The organism is Nibrella saemangeumensis, from assembly GCF_039541915.1.
Classification (GTDB): Bacteria; Bacteroidota; Bacteroidia; order Cytophagales; family Spirosomataceae; genus Nibrella; species Nibrella saemangeumensis.
On the sequence record NZ_BAABHD010000032.1, the window covers coordinates 180900 to 198576 of the forward strand.

The 17677-nt window shown below is 51.7% G+C and carries 16 protein-coding genes; 10 read left to right on the forward strand and 6 right to left on the reverse strand.

Annotated features, from left to right (window positions below):
• Nucleotides 1-170: 170 nt before the first annotated feature.
• The gene (locus tag ABD949_RS17450; RefSeq protein ID WP_345245266.1) at nt 171-1217 is read right to left on the reverse strand and encodes an LLM class flavin-dependent oxidoreductase; all 1047 of its coding nucleotides are present in this window, start codon (nt 1215-1217) and stop codon (nt 171-173) included.
• A gap of 122 nt (nt 1218-1339) precedes the next feature.
• Between ABD949_RS17450 and ABD949_RS17455 the strand changes: the two genes are divergently transcribed.
• From ABD949_RS17455 to ABD949_RS17475, 5 genes are all read left to right on the forward strand, one after another.
• Nucleotides 1340-1717 carry a nuclear transport factor 2 family protein gene (locus ABD949_RS17455; RefSeq protein ID WP_345245268.1) on the forward strand — a complete coding sequence of 126 codons (378 nt, stop codon included), beginning with the start codon at nt 1340-1342 and terminating at the stop codon, nt 1715-1717.
• 296 nt (nt 1718-2013) lie between these two features.
• The gene (locus ABD949_RS17460; RefSeq protein ID WP_345245270.1) at nt 2014-3780 is read left to right on the forward strand and encodes an ABC transporter ATP-binding protein; all 1767 of its coding nucleotides are present in this window, start codon (nt 2014-2016) and stop codon (nt 3778-3780) included.
• Between the two features lie 124 nt (nt 3781-3904).
• Nucleotides 3905-5128, forward strand: coding sequence for an exo-beta-N-acetylmuramidase NamZ family protein (locus ABD949_RS17465; RefSeq protein WP_345245272.1), 1224 nt, complete (start codon nt 3905-3907; stop codon nt 5126-5128).
• A gap of 39 nt (nt 5129-5167) precedes the next feature.
• On the forward strand, nt 5168-5899 hold the full coding sequence (locus ABD949_RS17470; RefSeq protein WP_345245274.1) for an MBL fold metallo-hydrolase: 732 nt from the start codon (nt 5168-5170) through the stop codon (nt 5897-5899).
• A 104-nt stretch (nt 5900-6003) separates the two neighbouring features.
• Nucleotides 6004-6957 carry a hypothetical protein gene (locus tag ABD949_RS17475; protein WP_345245276.1) on the forward strand — a complete coding sequence of 318 codons (954 nt, stop codon included), beginning with the start codon at nt 6004-6006 and terminating at the stop codon, nt 6955-6957.
• Nucleotides 6958-7113: 156 nt separating this feature from the next.
• Here the strand turns inward: ABD949_RS17475 and ABD949_RS17480 are convergent, their stop codons facing one another.
• Complete coding sequence (locus tag ABD949_RS17480; RefSeq protein WP_345245278.1) at nt 7114-7290, reverse strand: hypothetical protein; 177 nt, start codon at nt 7288-7290, stop codon at nt 7114-7116.
• Nucleotides 7291-7371: 81 nt separating this feature from the next.
• Nucleotides 7372-8808, reverse strand: coding sequence for an NADP-dependent isocitrate dehydrogenase (locus ABD949_RS17485; RefSeq protein ID WP_345245279.1), 1437 nt, complete (start codon nt 8806-8808; stop codon nt 7372-7374).
• 94 nt (nt 8809-8902) lie between these two features.
• On the opposite strand from ABD949_RS17485, the gene ABD949_RS17490 reads away from it, so the two are divergent.
• The 4 genes from ABD949_RS17490 (at nt 8903) to ABD949_RS17505 (ending at nt 13150) form a co-directional block, all read left to right on the forward strand.
• On the forward strand, nt 8903-9826 hold the full coding sequence (locus ABD949_RS17490; protein ID WP_345245280.1) for a LysR family transcriptional regulator: 924 nt from the start codon (nt 8903-8905) through the stop codon (nt 9824-9826).
• A 93-nt stretch (nt 9827-9919) separates the two neighbouring features.
• Nucleotides 9920-10666, forward strand: a complete 747-nt coding sequence (locus ABD949_RS17495) for an OmpA family protein (protein ID WP_345245281.1) — start codon at nt 9920-9922, stop codon at nt 10664-10666.
• A 25-nt stretch (nt 10667-10691) separates the two neighbouring features.
• Nucleotides 10692-11441 (forward strand): lysoplasmalogenase, encoded by a 750-nt coding sequence (locus tag ABD949_RS17500; RefSeq protein WP_345245283.1) that lies wholly within the window; start codon nt 10692-10694, stop codon nt 11439-11441.
• An 86-nt stretch (nt 11442-11527) separates the two neighbouring features.
• Nucleotides 11528-13150 (forward strand): carboxylesterase/lipase family protein, encoded by a 1623-nt coding sequence (locus tag ABD949_RS17505; protein WP_345245285.1) that lies wholly within the window; start codon nt 11528-11530, stop codon nt 13148-13150.
• A 147-nt stretch (nt 13151-13297) separates the two neighbouring features.
• Here the strand turns inward: ABD949_RS17505 and ABD949_RS17510 are convergent, their stop codons facing one another.
• Both ABD949_RS17510 and ABD949_RS17515 read right to left on the reverse strand, forming a co-directional pair.
• Nucleotides 13298-13765, reverse strand: a complete 468-nt coding sequence (locus tag ABD949_RS17510) for a response regulator (RefSeq protein WP_345245287.1) — start codon at nt 13763-13765, stop codon at nt 13298-13300.
• A gap of 223 nt (nt 13766-13988) precedes the next feature.
• A complete protein-coding gene (locus ABD949_RS17515) occupies nt 13989-14375 on the reverse strand; it encodes a PAS domain-containing protein (protein ID WP_345245289.1) in 387 nt (128 codons plus the stop codon).
• Between the two features lie 732 nt (nt 14376-15107).
• Between ABD949_RS17515 and ABD949_RS17520 the strand changes: the two genes are divergently transcribed.
• The gene (locus ABD949_RS17520) at nt 15108-16190 is read left to right on the forward strand and encodes an alginate lyase family protein (protein ID WP_345245291.1); all 1083 of its coding nucleotides are present in this window, start codon (nt 15108-15110) and stop codon (nt 16188-16190) included.
• A gap of 15 nt (nt 16191-16205) precedes the next feature.
• Here the strand turns inward: ABD949_RS17520 and ABD949_RS17525 are convergent, their stop codons facing one another.
• Nucleotides 16206-17546 (reverse strand): histidine kinase, encoded by a 1341-nt coding sequence (locus ABD949_RS17525; protein ID WP_345245293.1) that lies wholly within the window; start codon nt 17544-17546, stop codon nt 16206-16208.
• Between the last annotated feature and the right edge of the window lie 131 nt (nt 17547-17677).

Consider the following 17677-nt stretch of genomic DNA (forward strand, 5'->3'; position numbering starts at 1 on the left):
TAAGTTACTTGCAGATTAAGATTTCATTAATGTTATTTAAGGCTGACTCGCCTTAACCAAATCGTTTGCCGATAGGACATCAGCAATAAAAACAGAGCAGGCATACAAACCGGTCTGACGGCTTATATGCCTGCTCGTGAACAAAGTCTGGGTTGTATTTCCGGCGTTGGTTAGTTTAGTACAGCATCACCCACGGCCTTCTTCACCGCCGGCCCCACCACGGTGCCCAACAGCTCGATGGCCCGCATGACGCTTGCGTGGGGCAACGTACCTACGCTGATGTGCAACAGGAAGCGGGTATTGCCAAACAACTCATGCTCGTACAGAATCTTGTCGATCACCTGCTGCGGGCTCCCCACCAGCAACGAACCCTCCGGCGAGCGCATCCACTCATACTGCTTCCGGGTCATGGACGACCAGCCCCGCTCGCGTCCAATCTTGCTCATGACGTAGGCATACGGTCCATAGAACTCGTCAGCCGCTTTCTGCGAATCATCGGCGATGTAGCCGTGCGAATTGATCGCCAGCCGCAGGTTGGCCGGATCATGGCCGGCTTTCGTCCAGGTGTCTTTGTACAGGTTGGTAAACGGCACAAACCGGTCTGGGGAGCCGCCAATAATGGCCAACGCCATGGGTAATCCTCTGGTGGCTGCGCGCACTACAGACTCTGGTGTACCGCCAACGGCTACCCAGATGGGTAGCTCCGGCTGGTAGGGGCGGGGGTATACACCCCGGTTGTCAATAGACGGCCGGTGGTGACCCTGCCACGTTATCTTTTCACTTTTATTGAGTTGAGCGAGCAGGTCTAGCTTCTCGGCAAAAAGTGTGTTATAGTCGTTCATATCGTTGCCGAACAGCGGAAACGATTCGATAAAGGAACCGCGCCCGGCCATGATTTCCGCCCGTCCTTTCGACAGCAGATCCACATGGGCAAAGTCCTGAAATACCCGCACCGGATCATCCGAACTGAGCACGGTGACGGCACTTGACAGCCGGATGCTTTTGGTTTTCACGGCCGCAGCGGCCAGCACAACGGCAGGGGAGGAGACGATAAAGTCCGGCCGGTGATGTTCGCCGATGGAAAAGACATCGAGCCCGAGCTGGTCGGCCAGTTCAATTTCTTCCATCAGGTTCATCATCCGCTCGTAGGGGCTCAGGAGCTTCCCGGTAGCCGGATCAGGGGTATTTTCAACGAAGGTGGTGATGCCAATTTCCATAATTCATGTATCTACATCTATTTTATAAACACCGGAACGCTCGTAAATCGTTGCAATAGCGTCAAAAAATTATCAACTATGTTTTCCCGCTTAGTATCGGCACTACCATAAACACTGATCGTATGAACAGCAGAGAACAGATTATTGGGAATTACGTAGAGGGGTACAATCAATTTGATGTCGATAAAATGGTCCTGCATTTTGCCGAAAACATCCTGTTTGAGAATGTATCAAATGGGGAGATAAACCTCGCACTGACCGGGCTGTCAGCGTTTAGAGAGCAGGCCGAACGGGCCATCGCTTACTTTACCGTGAGGAGGCAAACCATCACCTCGATCAAACACATAGGTAACCAAACCGAAATCGACGTTGACTATTACGCCGTATTGAAGGCTGATTTTCCGAATGGATTGAAAAAAGGAGATGAATTGAGGGTACAGGGGAAATCTGTTTTTACATTTTTAAATGAAAAAATCATCAAGCTGACAGATGTCGCCTAAGAGCGACCAAATGAATAGCTGCTGCTCAACCTGAAGCTACCTGTTTTTGTCCGATCCGAAACTCATACGGCGTAGCGGGTCGTATAATTCAATTGCTCAGGCTGACAAGATGGTTTGGCAGCGCATCTTTCTGTATATCAGTTAATCCATTCAGTAGGCCTGCGGATGGCTATGTTCTGGAAAGAGTTAAGTACTTGCATAAAGCTCTGGTATAAGCAACAGACTTGGGTTTGGCTACCAGCGTTTCCCGGAAAAGGTAAATCCATTGGATGCGCAAACCGGTTAGTGATATAATTATGACAATTCTCTGGAAGTATCTGAAGCCGCAGCAGTGGCTGATTGTGGTCTCGCTCGTGCTGGCCGGTATCAGTCAGTTGCTGAACCTGGTCGATCCCCTGATTTTCGGCAGAATCATCGACGACTATGCCACCAATCCCGGAACCCGTACGGAAGAAGAACTGGTCCGGGGCGTACTGGGGTGGCTGGGGATTGCTATTGGCGTAGCGGTACTGGCCCGCATTGCCAAAGCCTTTCAGGAGTACTTTACCCGGCTGGCGGTGCAACGGTTCGGGATGCAGATATTCAATGAGGGGCTGAAACAAACGCTGAGGCTGTCGTTTCAGGAGTTTGAGGAGCAACGCAGTGGCGAAACGCTGTCGGTTCTGCAAAAGGTGCGAACCGATACGCAGCAGTTTATCAACGCTTTCATCAACATCATCTTTTCTTCTGTAGTAGGTATCGGGTTTCTGCTCTGGTATTCGGTGACCAAAAACTGGCTGCTGATCCCGGTATTCTTAATTGGCATTCTGGTGCTGGGATCGCTGACCGGGCTGCTCAGTAAAACCATTAAGACCACGCAGCGATCCATCAACCGGGAAACCAACCGAATGTCGGGGGTCATCACGGAATCTCTGCGCAACATCGAACTGGTTAAAAGCCTGGGCCTGATCTTCCCCGAAATCCGGCGGCTGCGGGAGCAAACACTGAAGATTTTTGAGCTGGAGATGGTAAAAGTAAGGAAGGTGCGGACGCTGACGTTCATGCAGGGTACCACGCTCAGCATTCTGAAACAATCCATCCTGTTTATCCTGCTCTGGCTGATCTTCCGGAACGTGCTGACCACGGGCGAACTGATCACGATGCAGTTTATCTCTACCTCGATCTTCGGTCCGCTTCAGGACCTGGGCAACATCATTCTCAATTACCGGGAGGTAGAGGCTTCGATCAGCACCTTCGACCAGCTCATGCACAAGCCAATTGAGCGCCGGCCTGAAAATGCGGTTGATGTGGGGGAATTACAAACCATTCGGTTTGAGGATGTGGTTTTCCACCACAAAACAGCGGCTTACAACGCCATGGACGGTATTTCGTTCGGGGTTCAGACCGGCCAGACCATTGCCTTTGTAGGGCCGTCGGGTTCGGGTAAGTCTACCCTGGTGAAACTGTTGGTGGGCTTGTATAAACCAGTGAGCGGTGATATTTACTTCAACGGACACCCGGCCACTCAAATCCGCTACAATGAACTGCGCAGGCAGATCGGTTTTGTTACCCAGGATACCCAATTGTTTGCCGGCACGATTCGGGAGAACCTCTTGTTTGTGAAGCCCGACGCTTCGGACGAAGAGGTGCTGGATGCCTTGCACAAAGCTGCGTGCGGACCCCTGCTGAGCCGCTCGGCCAAAGGTATTTATACCGTGCTGGGCGAAAGCGGTATGAAACTGTCGGGTGGCGAAAAACAGCGTATTTCCATCGCCAGGGCCCTGTTGCGACACCCCCGGCTGCTGATCTTCGATGAAGCGACTTCGGCGCTGGATTCGCTGACCGAAGAAGACATTACCAATACCATCCGGAGAGTGTCGGCCAGCCGCGAGCAGATTACCATCCTGATTGCGCACCGCTTGTCGACCATTCTGCACGCGGATGTGATCTATGTGCTGGAGAAAGGAAAAATTGTGGAGACAGGAGCGCACGATCAGCTACTGGCGCAGAAAGGGTTATACTATGCCATGTGGCGTCAGCAGGTAGGGGAGCGCCGGGAAAAAACCGTTGGTGCAAAAGAGTAGCCGGTTACTTGGAAAAATAACTGACAAAGTGATACCTTGAGTAGGTGGAAACCTGCCCACTAATTCGGTGAGTGAGTAGGTTTGAACCGACAACCGTAGAGTAAATCTTATTTCGACTATATTGATGAAGCTGCTCCTTCTCCCTCTTTTCTTATCAGCATTGCTCTTCCTCCGGTTAGGGTCAGAAGACAAGGGCGGATACCCTGAAACTCGCGCCGTTCGGCAACCCATCACAACCGGGGCTGACCAGGTGGTCAAATACCTGCCACTCCTGAAAGGAAAACGGGTAGGGATGCTGGTGAACCAAACGTCGGTTATCGGCAGGACTTTAAGCGTCGACAGCCTCCGGTCGCTGGGTGTAACCATTACCCGCATCTTTGGCCCGGAGCATGGTTTTCGGGCTAACGCCAGCAATGGCGCGAGGGTGGCGGATGAGACAGATCCCAAAACCGGCATACCTATCATTTCCCTGTACGGCAGAAAACGCAAGCCTTCGCCGGACGATATGGCGGCTATCGACATTCTGGTGTTCGACATTGCCGATGTGGGTTGTCGGTTCTATACCAACATCAACACGCTGTACGATGTGATGGAAGCCTGCGCCGAATCCGGCAAGGAACTGGTGATTCTGGACCGGCCCAACCCGAACGGCTACGTCGATGGTCCGGTGCTGGATATGAAGCTGACCTCCGGTATCGGCAAGTTTCCCATTCCTATTACCCACGGCATGACCCTGGGTGAGTTTGCCCGCATGATCAACGGGGAAGGCTGGCTGCCCGGTAAGGCGCAGTGTAAGATCAACATCATCCCGGTACAGCATTACACTCACGCTATGGAGTATACCCTGCCAGTAAGTCCGTCGCCCAATCTGAACACCCAGCAGTCGGTGCTGCTGTATCCGTCCCTCTGCCTGTTCGAGGGGACTATCCTGAGCCAGGGACGAGGGACCTATATGCCGTTTACGGTGCTGGGCAGTCCGGAGTTGAAAGGCGTCTTCGACTTCTCGTTTACTCCGGTGAGTATACCCGGCAAGTCGGAAACGCCACTGCACCAGAATCAGGTCTGCTACGGGTTGGATCTGAGGAACTACGACATCTCGGCTTACCGTAAAAAAGGGCAGATCAATATCCGGTGGATGATGGACCTGTACAAGGCCTATCCGAATAAGGAGAAATTCTTCGATAAGAGCCTGAGCAAGCAGATTGGCGATATTGATAAACTGGTGGGTACCACCAAATTTAAGGAGCAGATTATGGCTGGGGTCAGTGAAGAAGAAATCCGGAAGAGCTGGGAGCCGCAACTGACCGATTACAAACTCAGGCGGAAGAAATATACGCTGTATCCGTAGGCTAGTGTTACTTTGCCGGCGAACAAAGGATAAGCTTGTATGGACGTATTGGTTCTTGACGTAACATTTACCCATAACGATTACGAAGATACCCTGCACCCGGTCATACTCCGTGGGTACGGAGAAACCCTTCTGGTCGATTGCGGCTATGCCGGTTTCGGGCCGCTGATTGAAGAAGCGGCCAGCAAACACGGCCTCTCCCTGGCTGATCTGACCGGTATTATCATCTCTCACCACGACATTGACCATGTAGGTGGGCTGCACGAAATCAAAGAGCAGTTTCCGGCGGTAAACGTGTATGCCTCGGAAATCGATGCCCCCTATATCACAGGAAAGTTGAAGTCGGCGCGGCTCCGGCAGGCGGAGGAGATGTTCCCATCTTTGCCCGAGGAGCACAAAGCGGGCGCATTGTCTTTTCTGGAGTTGCTGAAGACGGTGCAGCCGGTGGCCGTAGATAGTACCTTTGCCACCGACGAGAAGCCTGCTTACTGGCCTGGTGTGCAGATTATCAATACGCCCGGCCACATGCCGGGGCATATCTCTATTTACCTGAAGGACAGCCGGACGCTCGTTGCCTGTGATGCGGTTGTGGTGGAAAACGGAGCGTTTGAAATTGCCAATCCGCAGTTTACGCTCGATCTGGAGCAGGCCCTGGCTTCGGTGAAAAAGCTGCAAACGCTGGACATTACCCGCGTGGTCTGCTACCATGGTGGGGTGGTGGAAGGGGATGTCCCGCAGAAGCTTGGTGAGCTGGTCGCCCGTTATCGCTAACCTGTCTCCTGTTTAGCGTGCTGGTAATCAGGTTTCAGGCTGATGGGTGTCATGGTTTGCCGGAGGAGCGCACCCGATCTTTGGGGAACTCTTTACCGAAAGCCATGGAGACTTCTGCAACCCCTTATACCCTCCGCCCTAACGCTTATACCGAAACAGCCCAATCTGTTGTTCAGTCATCCGGTACGGATCAGATTCTGTACACGCTTACCATAGCGATACTCACCCTCAGTTCCATTGCGTCGGGCGTCGGGTTGTTTGCTTCCGGGGGTGGAGAGCCCCATGAAATAGTCAATCAGTACGGCGATGTCGTCAGGATGTACGGTAAGGGACTTTATCAGCACGATTCGTTTTTCCGGGCTCCCATCTTTCGCGGTACAGACTTTACCATGTTCTTTATTGCCTGCCCCTTGCTAATCCTGTCGCTTATTCTGGATGTGCTGAGAAAGACGATAAAAACGCGATTATTTCTGGTTTCGGTGGTAGCGTGTTTCAACTATTATGCCACCAGCATCGCCTTTGGTGTGACGTATAACGAGCTGCATCTGGTGTATATTCTCCTGTTCTCGGCCAGCTTCTTCGGGTTGATCGTTGGGATGATGAGCTTTCCGTACGGCCGACTGGCGCACAGCACCCGGCATACGCTGCCGTACCGGGGTATGTATATCTTTCTGGCCTTAACCGGGGTGGCGCTTTACATAGCCTGGTTGCCGGATATTCTGAGCGCAATGGCCGCCAGGCGCCCCTTGCTGCTGATTGAGACGTATACCACCGAAATTACGTACGTACTCGATATGGGAATTATAGCACCGCTGGCTCTTATCTGCCTCTACCTGCTGAAGCAGCGGAAAGCCATGGGGTATGTGCTGCTGGACATGCTGCTGACGCTATGTGTGCTGATCGGCATTATGCTGCCCATCCAGACAATATTTCAGATGCAGGCCGGCATTGAACTTTCCCTTCCGGTTATAGTTACCAAAGTAGCCATATTCTGTGTGCTGGCCGTGTTTGCGCTCTATTTTAAAATACAGGCAATGCGCAACGTAGTCAACGGCTAACCCTCCGGCCATAGAGTTGGTTGGAGACCTGCGAAGCCATTGCCTGTATAACTGTAATTATAGTGCCTAAGCGGCTACCATTTCCGGTACAGAAACAGAAATGTCGGCGTGGAGGCTAATACCGTCTGGTTGGTGCTTTTCCATAAACTGCCGCGTCTAGTATAACTCCCGCTGCAAATCCTTGATGCGCTTTTCGCGGGTTTTGATGTCCTCCTCGCTGTCGGAGTGCTTAATCTTATTTTCGTGAAACTGAATTTTTACGTATACCATCTGGGTCAGGATGTCGAGAGCCTCCTGCGGGTTGAAGTGTCCATTAATCAGTTGAATCGTCATGGTCGTAGGTTTACCGTGTGATTGGGGTCAATGGTGAAAAGGTAAGGGTGAAGGAATTTACCGAACCGTTAACTTAGATCGTTATTGTCCCTGACCCATCGAAAAGGCGGGCTTGCCGTCGAAGGCGTACAGGTTCTCGGTTTTGATGGTGTCAATATCCTGCTCAATAGCTTTCGAAAGGATGTCGACAATATGCTGCTTGGTAATGGCGTGGCCGTTGGCCGGCAGGTAGCGGCAGCGCCAGTGGTCCGTGCAGAAGGTCTCGTCGAAACCCTCGGGCCATACCTTGATGCCCCGGTTGGTAATCATGCTCAGCCGCAGGTCCTGGGTGTTCACCGGGGTCAGCAGTTGGGCCAGTTCGTCGGCGCTGGTGCCTTTCCAGTGGACAAACACATCTACACCCAGCAGTTCTTTGGCCGATGCCGATTTGCGCTGGTATTTAGGTAATTTCAGCGTGGTTCCCTTCGCATAAGATACAGCTTTCAGGGTCGATGGCTGCTGGCCGAGGTTGGCAATGACCGCCTGGGCAAATTCTTTGGTGCCTACCTTCTGCTTGCTGACGCCATCCTTATAGATATCGTAAGTATGAATACCGTCCTCGATGGTTTTTAGCCAGGCGTTCTGTACGCGTTCGGCTACGTCGGTCTGCCCGATGTGGTTGAGCATCATAATGGCACCCTGCAACAGCCCCGACGGGTTAGCCAGGTTCTGCCCGGCACGTCGCGGAGCGGAGCCATGAATGGCTTCAAACATGGCGCACTCTTCGCCTATGTTGGCTGAACCCGCCAGACCCACCGAACCGGCAATCTGGGCGGCTACGTCCGACAGTACATCGCCGTATAGGTTCGGCATCACAATCACATCAAAGGCTTCGGGGGTATCCGCCAGTTTGGCCGCGCCAATGTCGATGATCCAGTGTTCGTTTTCAATCTCCGGGTATTCTTTCGCTACCTCATCAAATACCTGGTGAAACAGACCGTCGGTTTGCTTCATGATGTTGTCTTTGGTGAAGCAGGTTACTTTTTTGCGGCCGTACTGCTTCGCGTATTCAAAAGCGTAGCGGACGATTTTTTCGCAGCCGGGGCGGCTGATGAGCTTCAGACACTGAACGACCTCGTCGGTCTGCTGGTGCTCGATACCGGCGTATAGGTCTTCTTCGTTTTCGCGGATGATCACCACATCCATGATCGGATGCTTGGTTTTTATGAAGGGATGAAGGCTCATGCAGGGGCGCACATTGGCGTACAGGCCCAGCATTTTGCGGGTGGTTACGTTCAGGCTTTTGTAGCCACCGCCCTGGGGTGTGGTAATCGGCGCTTTCAGAAAGACCTTGTTCTGCCGGAGGCTGTTCCACGACTCCTTTGAGATGCCCGAGGTGTTGCCAGCGAGGTACACTTTCTCTCCAACGTCAATTTCATCAATTTCAAGCTGAGCACCGGCGGCCAGAATAATGTCCAGCGTGGCATTCATGATTTCGGGTCCGATGCCGTCTCCTTTGGCAACAGTGATGCGAGTCATATGGCAGGATTATCTATTTGGTTCGTTGCAAAGCTCCGCAACTTGTCATATAAATAAAAATTTATAATTTTGATGCAAAGCATAAGCATACCTTATGAATTATACATTACACCAACTACAGGTATTTCTTAAAATCTCGCAGACGCAGAGCATCACCAAAGCGGCCGAAGAACTGCACCTGACCCAACCTGCCGTATCCATTCAGCTACGAAATTTCCAGGATCAGTTTGACATTCCGCTGACGGAAGTCATCAGTCGCCGGGTATACCTGACGGATTTCGGGCGGGAAATTGCCGGAGCTGCCGAAAAGATCCTGAATGAGGTCTATGCGATCAATTACCGGACGCTGGCCCACAAAGGCCTGCTTAATGGCAAGCTGAAAATCTCGGTCGTATCGACCGGCAAGTATGTGATGCCTTATTTTCTGTCGGGTTTTATCCGGCAGCACGAAGGCATTGACCTGATGATGGACGTTACCAATAAGCTCAAAGTACTGGAGAGTCTGGAAAACAATGGGGTTGATTTCGCGCTGGTGTCGATCCTGCCTGATCATCTGAAAATTGACCATGTCGAATTGATGCCGAACCGGCTGTTTCTGGTTGGTTGCGGCTTTGAGGCCGAGCCGGGTAAAGTGTACGAGCCATCACTGCTGAAAGATCTGCCCCTAATTTATCGGGAGGAAGGCTCTGGTACACGGTACATGATGGAGCGGTTTGTTGAGAAAAACCAGCTTACGATACGCAAAAAAATGGAGCTTACCTCCAACGAGGCCGTTAAGCAGGCGCTCCTGGCCCGGCTGGGTTACTCCGTTATGCCCCTGATCGGACTGAAAAACGAAATGGATAACAATTACCTGCAAATCATACCCGTCAGTGGCCTGCCTATGAGTACGACCTGGTACCTGATCTGGCTCAAAAGCAAGCAGTTCTCACCGGTGGCCCAGGCTTACCTGGACTTTCTCAAAAAGGAGAAGGATAACATCATTCACCAGCATTTCGGCTGGTATGAGCGGTACTGAGACTGCATCAATCGTGATACTGGGTTCGGGCCGGGCATCGGTTCTCAGGCTGAAATCACTATATTTGGGTATAACTACCCGTAAGCGTACTCTATGCGCGTATTGCTCGTCTGTTATTTGTTTTGGGGTCTGTCGGTGAGTCCGGGCTGGGCTCAGACGCGTAAAATTACGCCCGTTGCCGCAGCACCTGCTTCTGCATCCGTCAGGAGTACAACGTTTACCATTGGCGCAAAAGACGAAAAGACCGCGAAGGACTTGTCGGCTACGTACAGCATTCAGGCGGTGCTGGCGAAAAAGTATTACAAGGGAACAAGTAAGCCTGGTAAACCTTACTCGTTTGTCTTGGAGCGCAGTGATACGCTGGTGGTGACCACGCGGGTAGCGGGCTACGATTCCATTGAGGAGATTATGGTGGTCTCCTGCGATACCTGCGGCCTGTATGAGCATATCGCCCTGATGGAGAAAGAGTCGGCGGTTTTTACTGACCTGCGGGCGAATCAGACCATCCGGCTCGACAATGTTTATTTCGACCAGGGCAGTTATGTCATGCGTAAGGAATCGACGCAGCAGCTCGATAAACTGCTGAACACGCTGAAGGCAAATCCGAAGCTGAAAATCGAAATCGGCGGTCATACCGATAACGTAGGCGACCGGCGGTTGAATCAGCTCCTGTCTGAAAACCGGGCGAAGGTAATAGCCAACTACCTGCTCAACAAAGGGGTCGACGAGAGCCGGCTGCGGTACGTGGGTTACGGCGACGCCCGGCCCGTAGCGCCCAATGATGTGGAGATCAATAAGGAGAAAAACCGGCGGGTTGAGTTTCTGGTGCTGGAAAATTAATTTACGATACCTAAATCCTCTTCCAATGCCCAAATCGTCGCGTCTCCGGTTTGGTGGCCTGTATGCTGCCTTGTGTATCCTGACCATTGCCGGGGAAACTATACCGGTAAAACTGCTGCTGTACGGCTGTAAGCCCTTACTGATGCTCTCGCTGATGGGATACCTTTACGTCAATAAACCGGCAGCAGGTTTCAGCCGGAGTCTGCGCTGGCTCTTTATCGGCTTGTTCTTTGCCCTGGCCGGCGATGTATTCCTGATGATTCAGGAGGCCGACCTGTTTGCTGCCGGGCTGGCTTCGTTTCTGGTGATGCAGGTATGTTACAGTATTGCCTTCCGGTACTCGGTTACGGATAACGGAGCGTCATTCACCCGTCGCCGGGGCATGCGCAACGCACTACCCTTTCTCGCTTATCTTGCCGGTTTCCTTTATCTCCTCTACGATCCGCTGTTGCGGAACCCGGCTACCGCACCGCTGTGGATTCCCGTTGTAGTATACGTGCTGTGTATTAGTACAATGAGCTGGATGGCGACGTTACGCCGGGCAGCCGCACCGACCGATAGTTACCGCTGGGTGCTGGTTGGCGCTTTGCTATTTATGGCGTCAGACTCCCTGATTGCCATCAACAAATTTATCCAGCCCATCCCGGCCAGTGCATGGCTGATATTGGGTACTTATGCAGCCGCTCAATACGGTATTGTGCGGGGGATGTTGCGGCAAATCCCGGCAAAACAGCAGCCTGCCGACAGCCGGATCATCGGAGTAGAACAATCCTGAGCGTAGTCGCTTTGGTGGTCAGCGGGTAATTGGTTATTATTGTAACAAATTGAGACAATAATAACCAATTCAGTTTCCCTGACCTCATGAAAATCCTGTTTAGTCTCCTGCTGGTGGCTGCCGTTCAGGCTCCGCCGGCCGTGCTGGCTCAAACCGCTCCACGCGCCAAAACCGTCAATGGTGACGTGGAGGGTACCCTCGAAGCCAGTGGTGTCCGCTCTTTTAAGGGGCTTCCCTTTGCCCAGCCGCCCGTTGGCGAGTTGCGCTGGCGGGAACCCCAGCCGGTTAAAAACTGGACTGGTGTCCGTCAGGCCAGGCAATTTGGTCCCCGCGCCATGCAGCGGGCGGTGTTCGGCGATATGAACTTCCGTTCCAACGGCATGGGCGAAGATTGTCTATACCTGAATGTGTGGACCCCCGCTAAAGCGGCCAATGAAAAGCTGCCCGTACTGGTGTATTTCTACGGTGGTGGCTACATCGCCGGTGATGGTTCCGAACCACGTTACGACGGCGAAAGCATGGCCCGCAAAGGCATTGTGGCCGTGACGGTCAACTATCGGCTCAACGTATTTGGCTTTATGGCCCATCCCGAGCTGACCAAAGAATCCCCGAACAAGGCATCCGGTAACTACGGCCTGCTAGACCAGAGTGCCGCCCTGCGCTGGGTGCAACAGAATATTGCCGCGTTCGGTGGTGATCCCAAACGAGTGACGATCGCTGGCGAATCGGCTGGTTCTACCTCGGTGAGCGCCCAGATGGCCTCTCCGCTGTCGAAAAACCTGATTGCCGGAGCCATCGGCGAGAGTGGTTCGATTCTGGGAACGCTGACGCCCGTAACGCTGGCCGAAGCCGAAGTATCAGGCGAAAAATTTGCGACTCAGGTTGGCGCTAAATCGCTGACTGAATTAAGAGCCATGCCGGCCGAGAAATTGCTGGAAGCGACCGCCCAACAGGGGACACCCCGTTTCGGACTCAATGTGGACGGATATTTCCTGCCAAAGCCGGGGGCAACCATTTACGCGAACGGAGAGCAGGCCCGCGTACCGTTGCTGGTTGGCTGGAACTCCGAAGAAATGAATGCTGGGGCAATTCTGGGAAAGGATGCGCCAACGCCCGAGAACTACGCTAAAGCGGTACAAAGGCTCTACGGCGATAAGGCTGCTGAAGTAATGCGCTTGTATCCGGGTAATAGCGAGAAAGAGGTACAGGAATCGGCTACGGCACTGGCGGGTGACCGCTTCATCGGCTTCAGCACCTGGAAGTGGTCGGATCTGCACGGCAAAACCAGTGGCAAGCCGGTATACCGCTACTACTACACGCGTCCGCGTCCGGCCATGGTCCCCGAAATGGGCAATGCTACCCCTGGTCTGGCGGGTGGTGTCGTGAGAAATACTGACCCCTCGGCTCCGAAAGCGCCTGCGGCCCGTGGTGCGGTGCATTCGGCGGAAATTGAGTACGCTATGGGTAATCTGGCAAGCAATAAGGTATATGCCTGGACGCCGGAGGATTATAAAGTGTCGGAAGTGATGCAGAACTACTTCGCCAACTTCATTAAAACCGGCAATCCGAATGGTGCTGGTCTGCCCAACTGGCCAGCTGCCAATGCCGGTAACACCGTGCAGGTCATGCACATCGATGTAAATACCGGGGCTAAGCCCGAGCAAAACCGCGGCCGGTACCTGTTCCTCGACCCGTTTGCGGCAAAATAAAGTAAATGGATTTTCCGGCTACTGCGAAACAGCCTCCCAACGTTGGGAGGCTGTTTTGTTTACTGCCCATTTGAAGGAAGGGTTAAATACAGCTTGAGAATTATGTCGATTATACGTGCTTAGTAATCATTGATATCGACAATCGACTCAATCTCCTGCTTCTGTGGCCTCACCAGGAAGCGTAGCTGTTTGCAGCCAGAATTTCTTAAGAAAGAAGCTGGTATCGTATAAGGCTGTAGGCGAAGCCGGTAAGGGTATCACTGCATTAGCACCTGCTTCGTAAGCTTTCATAACCTGACTGCGCTGCTTTCGGCCTGATAGCACGATAATAACGGGAATAGTTTGTAAGCCAGCGTGGGCTTTTAGCTTACTGAGCAGGCTGTACCCACCCAACATTTCACTATCTATCAGAATCAGAGCGGGTTTAGAAGTATTTGGATGTTGTAGGTAGCTCAATAAGGCCTCTGCATGGGCTACTGGCCTGACCAGACAAGAAGGCAGACCTGCTTCCAACGTTTCTCTCAGTTGATGATATTCTTTTTTGTCAGGTCCTAAACATAGCAGCTGGTAGAAGGGGGGTGTTGCATTATGAGTAGTGGTAAGGGTTTTGTACATGAAACTGCTGGATTACCTTTTAAATTTCGAATTACTTATCACGGTATAAGTAGCTTTTCATGTACTTACTCCATAACGTTATTCTCCTGCTGATTAAAAAGCCCAATCTGATGATAGCCTGTCAACCATGAATAGGATATTTAAAGTAATTAAAAAATTTACTGTTAACCTAAACAAAGAATACCTACTCATCAGCTAAAATGATGTTAACCGTAAAAAGCGGTCAACATATTTCGTTATCCTGTAGTTCGCGGGTCAACTTAGTAAAGCCGACTACCTGCTCTTGTTCATCATGAAGTGCAGTAATTACTATACTGCCCCAGAAAATGGTGCCGTTCTTGCGGACCCGCATGCCAATGTGTTTGGCCCTTCCTTCTTTTTTAGCTTGTTCCAGCAACTTTTCTGGTAATAGTTCCTCCCGGTGCTGGGGCAGGTAAAACAGCCGGAAGTTCTGGCCAATGATCTCATCGGCTTTATACCCCTTTATAGTTTCAGCGCCTTTATTCCAGGAGAGAATCGTTCCGTCCAAGTCCAACAAAATAATTGCATAATCTTGAATTTCTTCAATCATACGCTTATGCAAGATTTCTAATTGAGCTTTTTTATCCATAACGCAAGCAACCATGACTTTACTGTAGTTGACGATGAAGGTGTATAACTTGTCTTGGTGTGATTTAATAAGATAGCTATACCAAATCTCTACCCAAAACTAAAGAGATTCGCTACTCACTTTGCCTCAAGGTGGTTTTGAAGCGCAGAGTTACAATCATTTTAATCGTATGTCACTACTAAGTCTTTAGTCTTTTGAAATGAGTCTGTGCCGTTTTAAACGCTAAAATTATCATCAATTGACTCCTGAAACCAGTTCCCAGGGCCAATTGGGCGCAAAGGTCAGGTTCGTGTTTACCGGCTCACCTTACCCGATTTCAGGTGCAAATCAATATTCGAAGTCAGATGAAAAAGATGACTACTTGGAAAGCACCCGATTTAGTTCATGCAAGAGCTTATGATGAACGGATATGCATAGACGTCGATTTTAATATGGTATTCAGCGCTGGGCGCGTATCGACCATTAAAACCAAACGGGCTTCTCTAATCAGGTATTTGTTGTTACTGGTTAAGGTCGGGACAAGTAGAGCTACCCATATTTGGTAATCCACTAACCTGACATCCATACCACCCCTGCCTGATGGTTGCAGGTAAGGGTATTGAGTCCCACCGCACAAGTAGATTTTCGTTTTCCACCCTTCTATATCTGCATACGTAACAGTTCTTCAACGATTTAAGAATGGTACAGGTTAGCCGTTCTGTCTTTACCTCGAAACTCTGAAACCCTGGTGCAATGGCTTTTAAGAAATACGTGCTGACAATCTTACTTCTTTTGAAAATAGGGTCTTGCTTCGCCTATGACCATCCGGGTGGTATGCACCCTCAGAAGCAGTTGGATTTTGTAAGAAAGCAAGTCAAGGCGAAGAAACAGCCGTACTGGGATGCCTACCGGCAACTAATCGTATATGCCGACTCGGCCTGGCACCACCCTATCGAGGCCCTTGCCAATTTCAGTGTGCCTGGTTATTATGTCGATGCGGTTATGCATCGAAAAAATTCAAAGAGCCTTAATACGAACGCTTTTGATGCGTATGCATGCGCATTAGCCTGGCAGTTGAGCGGAGAGCAGAAATATGCGGCTAAATCCCTGGAAATTCTCAACGCCTGGGGTGCAACCAACACCCACTATTCAGATGCCGATGGTAGTTTAGTCATGGCGTATGCCGGTTCTGGTATGTTAATGGCCGCAGAGCTGCTGCATGGGTACCAGGGCTGGTCAAAAGCGGATAAAAAGCAGTTTGAGCGTTGGGTGGAAACCGTGTACCGCAAAGCTTGCAACGAGATTCGTAACCATGCCAATAACTGGGCCGACTGGGGACGGTTCGGCTCGGCGTTGTGCGCGCAATTTCTGGATGATGAAAAAGAAATCGCAGAAAACACACGTCTGATAAAGAGTGACTTGTTCCATAAAATTGCACCGGATGGCAGCATGCCCGAAGAAACAAAGAGAAAGGCAAATGGAATCTGGTATACGTACTTTTCTCTGGCTCCTATAACGGCCGCTTCCTGGGTGATCTTTAATACTACAGGAGAAAATCTTTTTAACTACTCGCAGGACGGTCGGTCTATAAAAACAGCGTTGGATTATCTCTATTACTATAGCCTGCATCCTTCAGAATGGAAGTGGTTTCCTAATCCGAACAAAGGGTCTGCCCAAAGTTGGCCGGGGAATTTGCTGGAAGCCATGTCGGGCATTTACCGGGATAAGGAATATGTAACGTATGTGCAGGCAAGCCGCCCACTCATTTACCCGACGCATCACTTTGCCTGGACATTCCCTACGCTCATGGCAGTCAGCCTCGACACGTACCGGTAATGATATGGCATTCGTTCACCCGGCGGATTCCTGGGCACAGACCAGCGGCAGGGTTACTACGAACTGCCCGCTTCCATCGTACACCGTGGGCAGGCCCTGTCCCAGCATTCGGTACTGAGTCAGGATGTTGCTCAGACCGACGCCGTTGCTGAGGACTCGCGAGGCTTTGCGCTGAAGATTATTCTGGACCACCAACTGCCCGTTCGGATTGGTTGTGATAGTTATAACCAGGGGCTGATCAGGCAGTACCACGTTGTGCTTGACGGCATTCTCGACTAACAGTTGCAAGGTAAGGGGAGGCAATTGCGTGCCGAGGTACTGGTCATCTACCGCGATGCGCAAGTCGATACCTGTACCGTGACGAGTCTGAAGCAGGTGATAATAGGAGCGAATGAAGTCCAGTTCATGGCGCAGCGTGGTCAAGGGGTTATCGTTGGCCCGCAGCAGATAGCGGTACACGCTGCTGAGTTCATCCACGAACTCGCCCGCTTGCCGGGGACTTTCATCAATCAGGGAGGATAGGGTGTTAAGCGAGTTGAACAGAAAGTGCGGATTGACCTGACCTTGCAGGGCCCGGAGTTGCACGGCCATTTTCTCTTGTTCCAGTTGCTGTACCGCCAGTTCCGCTTCCAGACTTTCCCGTCGGCGCTGCTCGCGTTCGCCCACCAGTTCCTGCTCCGTTACGGCCTGCTGCCGGGCCTGGGCCACCTCCTGAAGCCGTCGTAGGAAGGTCAGGCAGAGCGAAAAGCAAAGTAATTCCGCCATCAGCATGCCCTGAATCACCAGGTTTGCCGACGCGTACACGTCCTGGGTGGCCCAGGGCCATTTTGGCCCCGAGAAAAGGGCCAGCGACAACAATCCCCTGAGCGTCATGAAGGCAGATCCGACCAGAAATAGGCGGGCTACCGGGTCTCGTCGACGGGCCGCCAGCCAAACAGCACCCAAGTTGATGAGCAACGCCAATATGCGGAAAACGTGCGTCATGACTTCATACACGACGTTGGGCTTGGTGGGTTGCCACACGATCCAACCCCCGAGCACATAAACCACCACCAGCGCCTGCGCCACCCGGGTCCATTGCCGCGAGGAACTGCCCGGATGGGTGAACAGCACAAGCACCAATTCAAGGAAGTTGAGCTTGAAAAAGCCCATACTCAGATTCATGAGCAAGGTGCTCGTCGATGCGGGTAAGGTTAGGACGTTGTCGTATAGGAAGAGGCTGCTCAGCCAACTGAACGTGTGCAAGGTGAACAGGCCGTAAATACGCTGTCGGTACAGCCCCCATTGCACAGCATTGAGCAGAAACAAGGCCCAAACGGAACCCGTAAATAACAAGCGCAGGTTATCGTGTGTCATGTCCGGGTTTACGTGGCGGTTTGAGTAAGACGACAAACCGCCCTTCGTCGTAGCTCACCGTGGGGCTGGCCGATCATCGGGTATTTCTTCAGGCTAGGAAGTCAGCTGGTCAAAAATAACGCTTTTTTTAC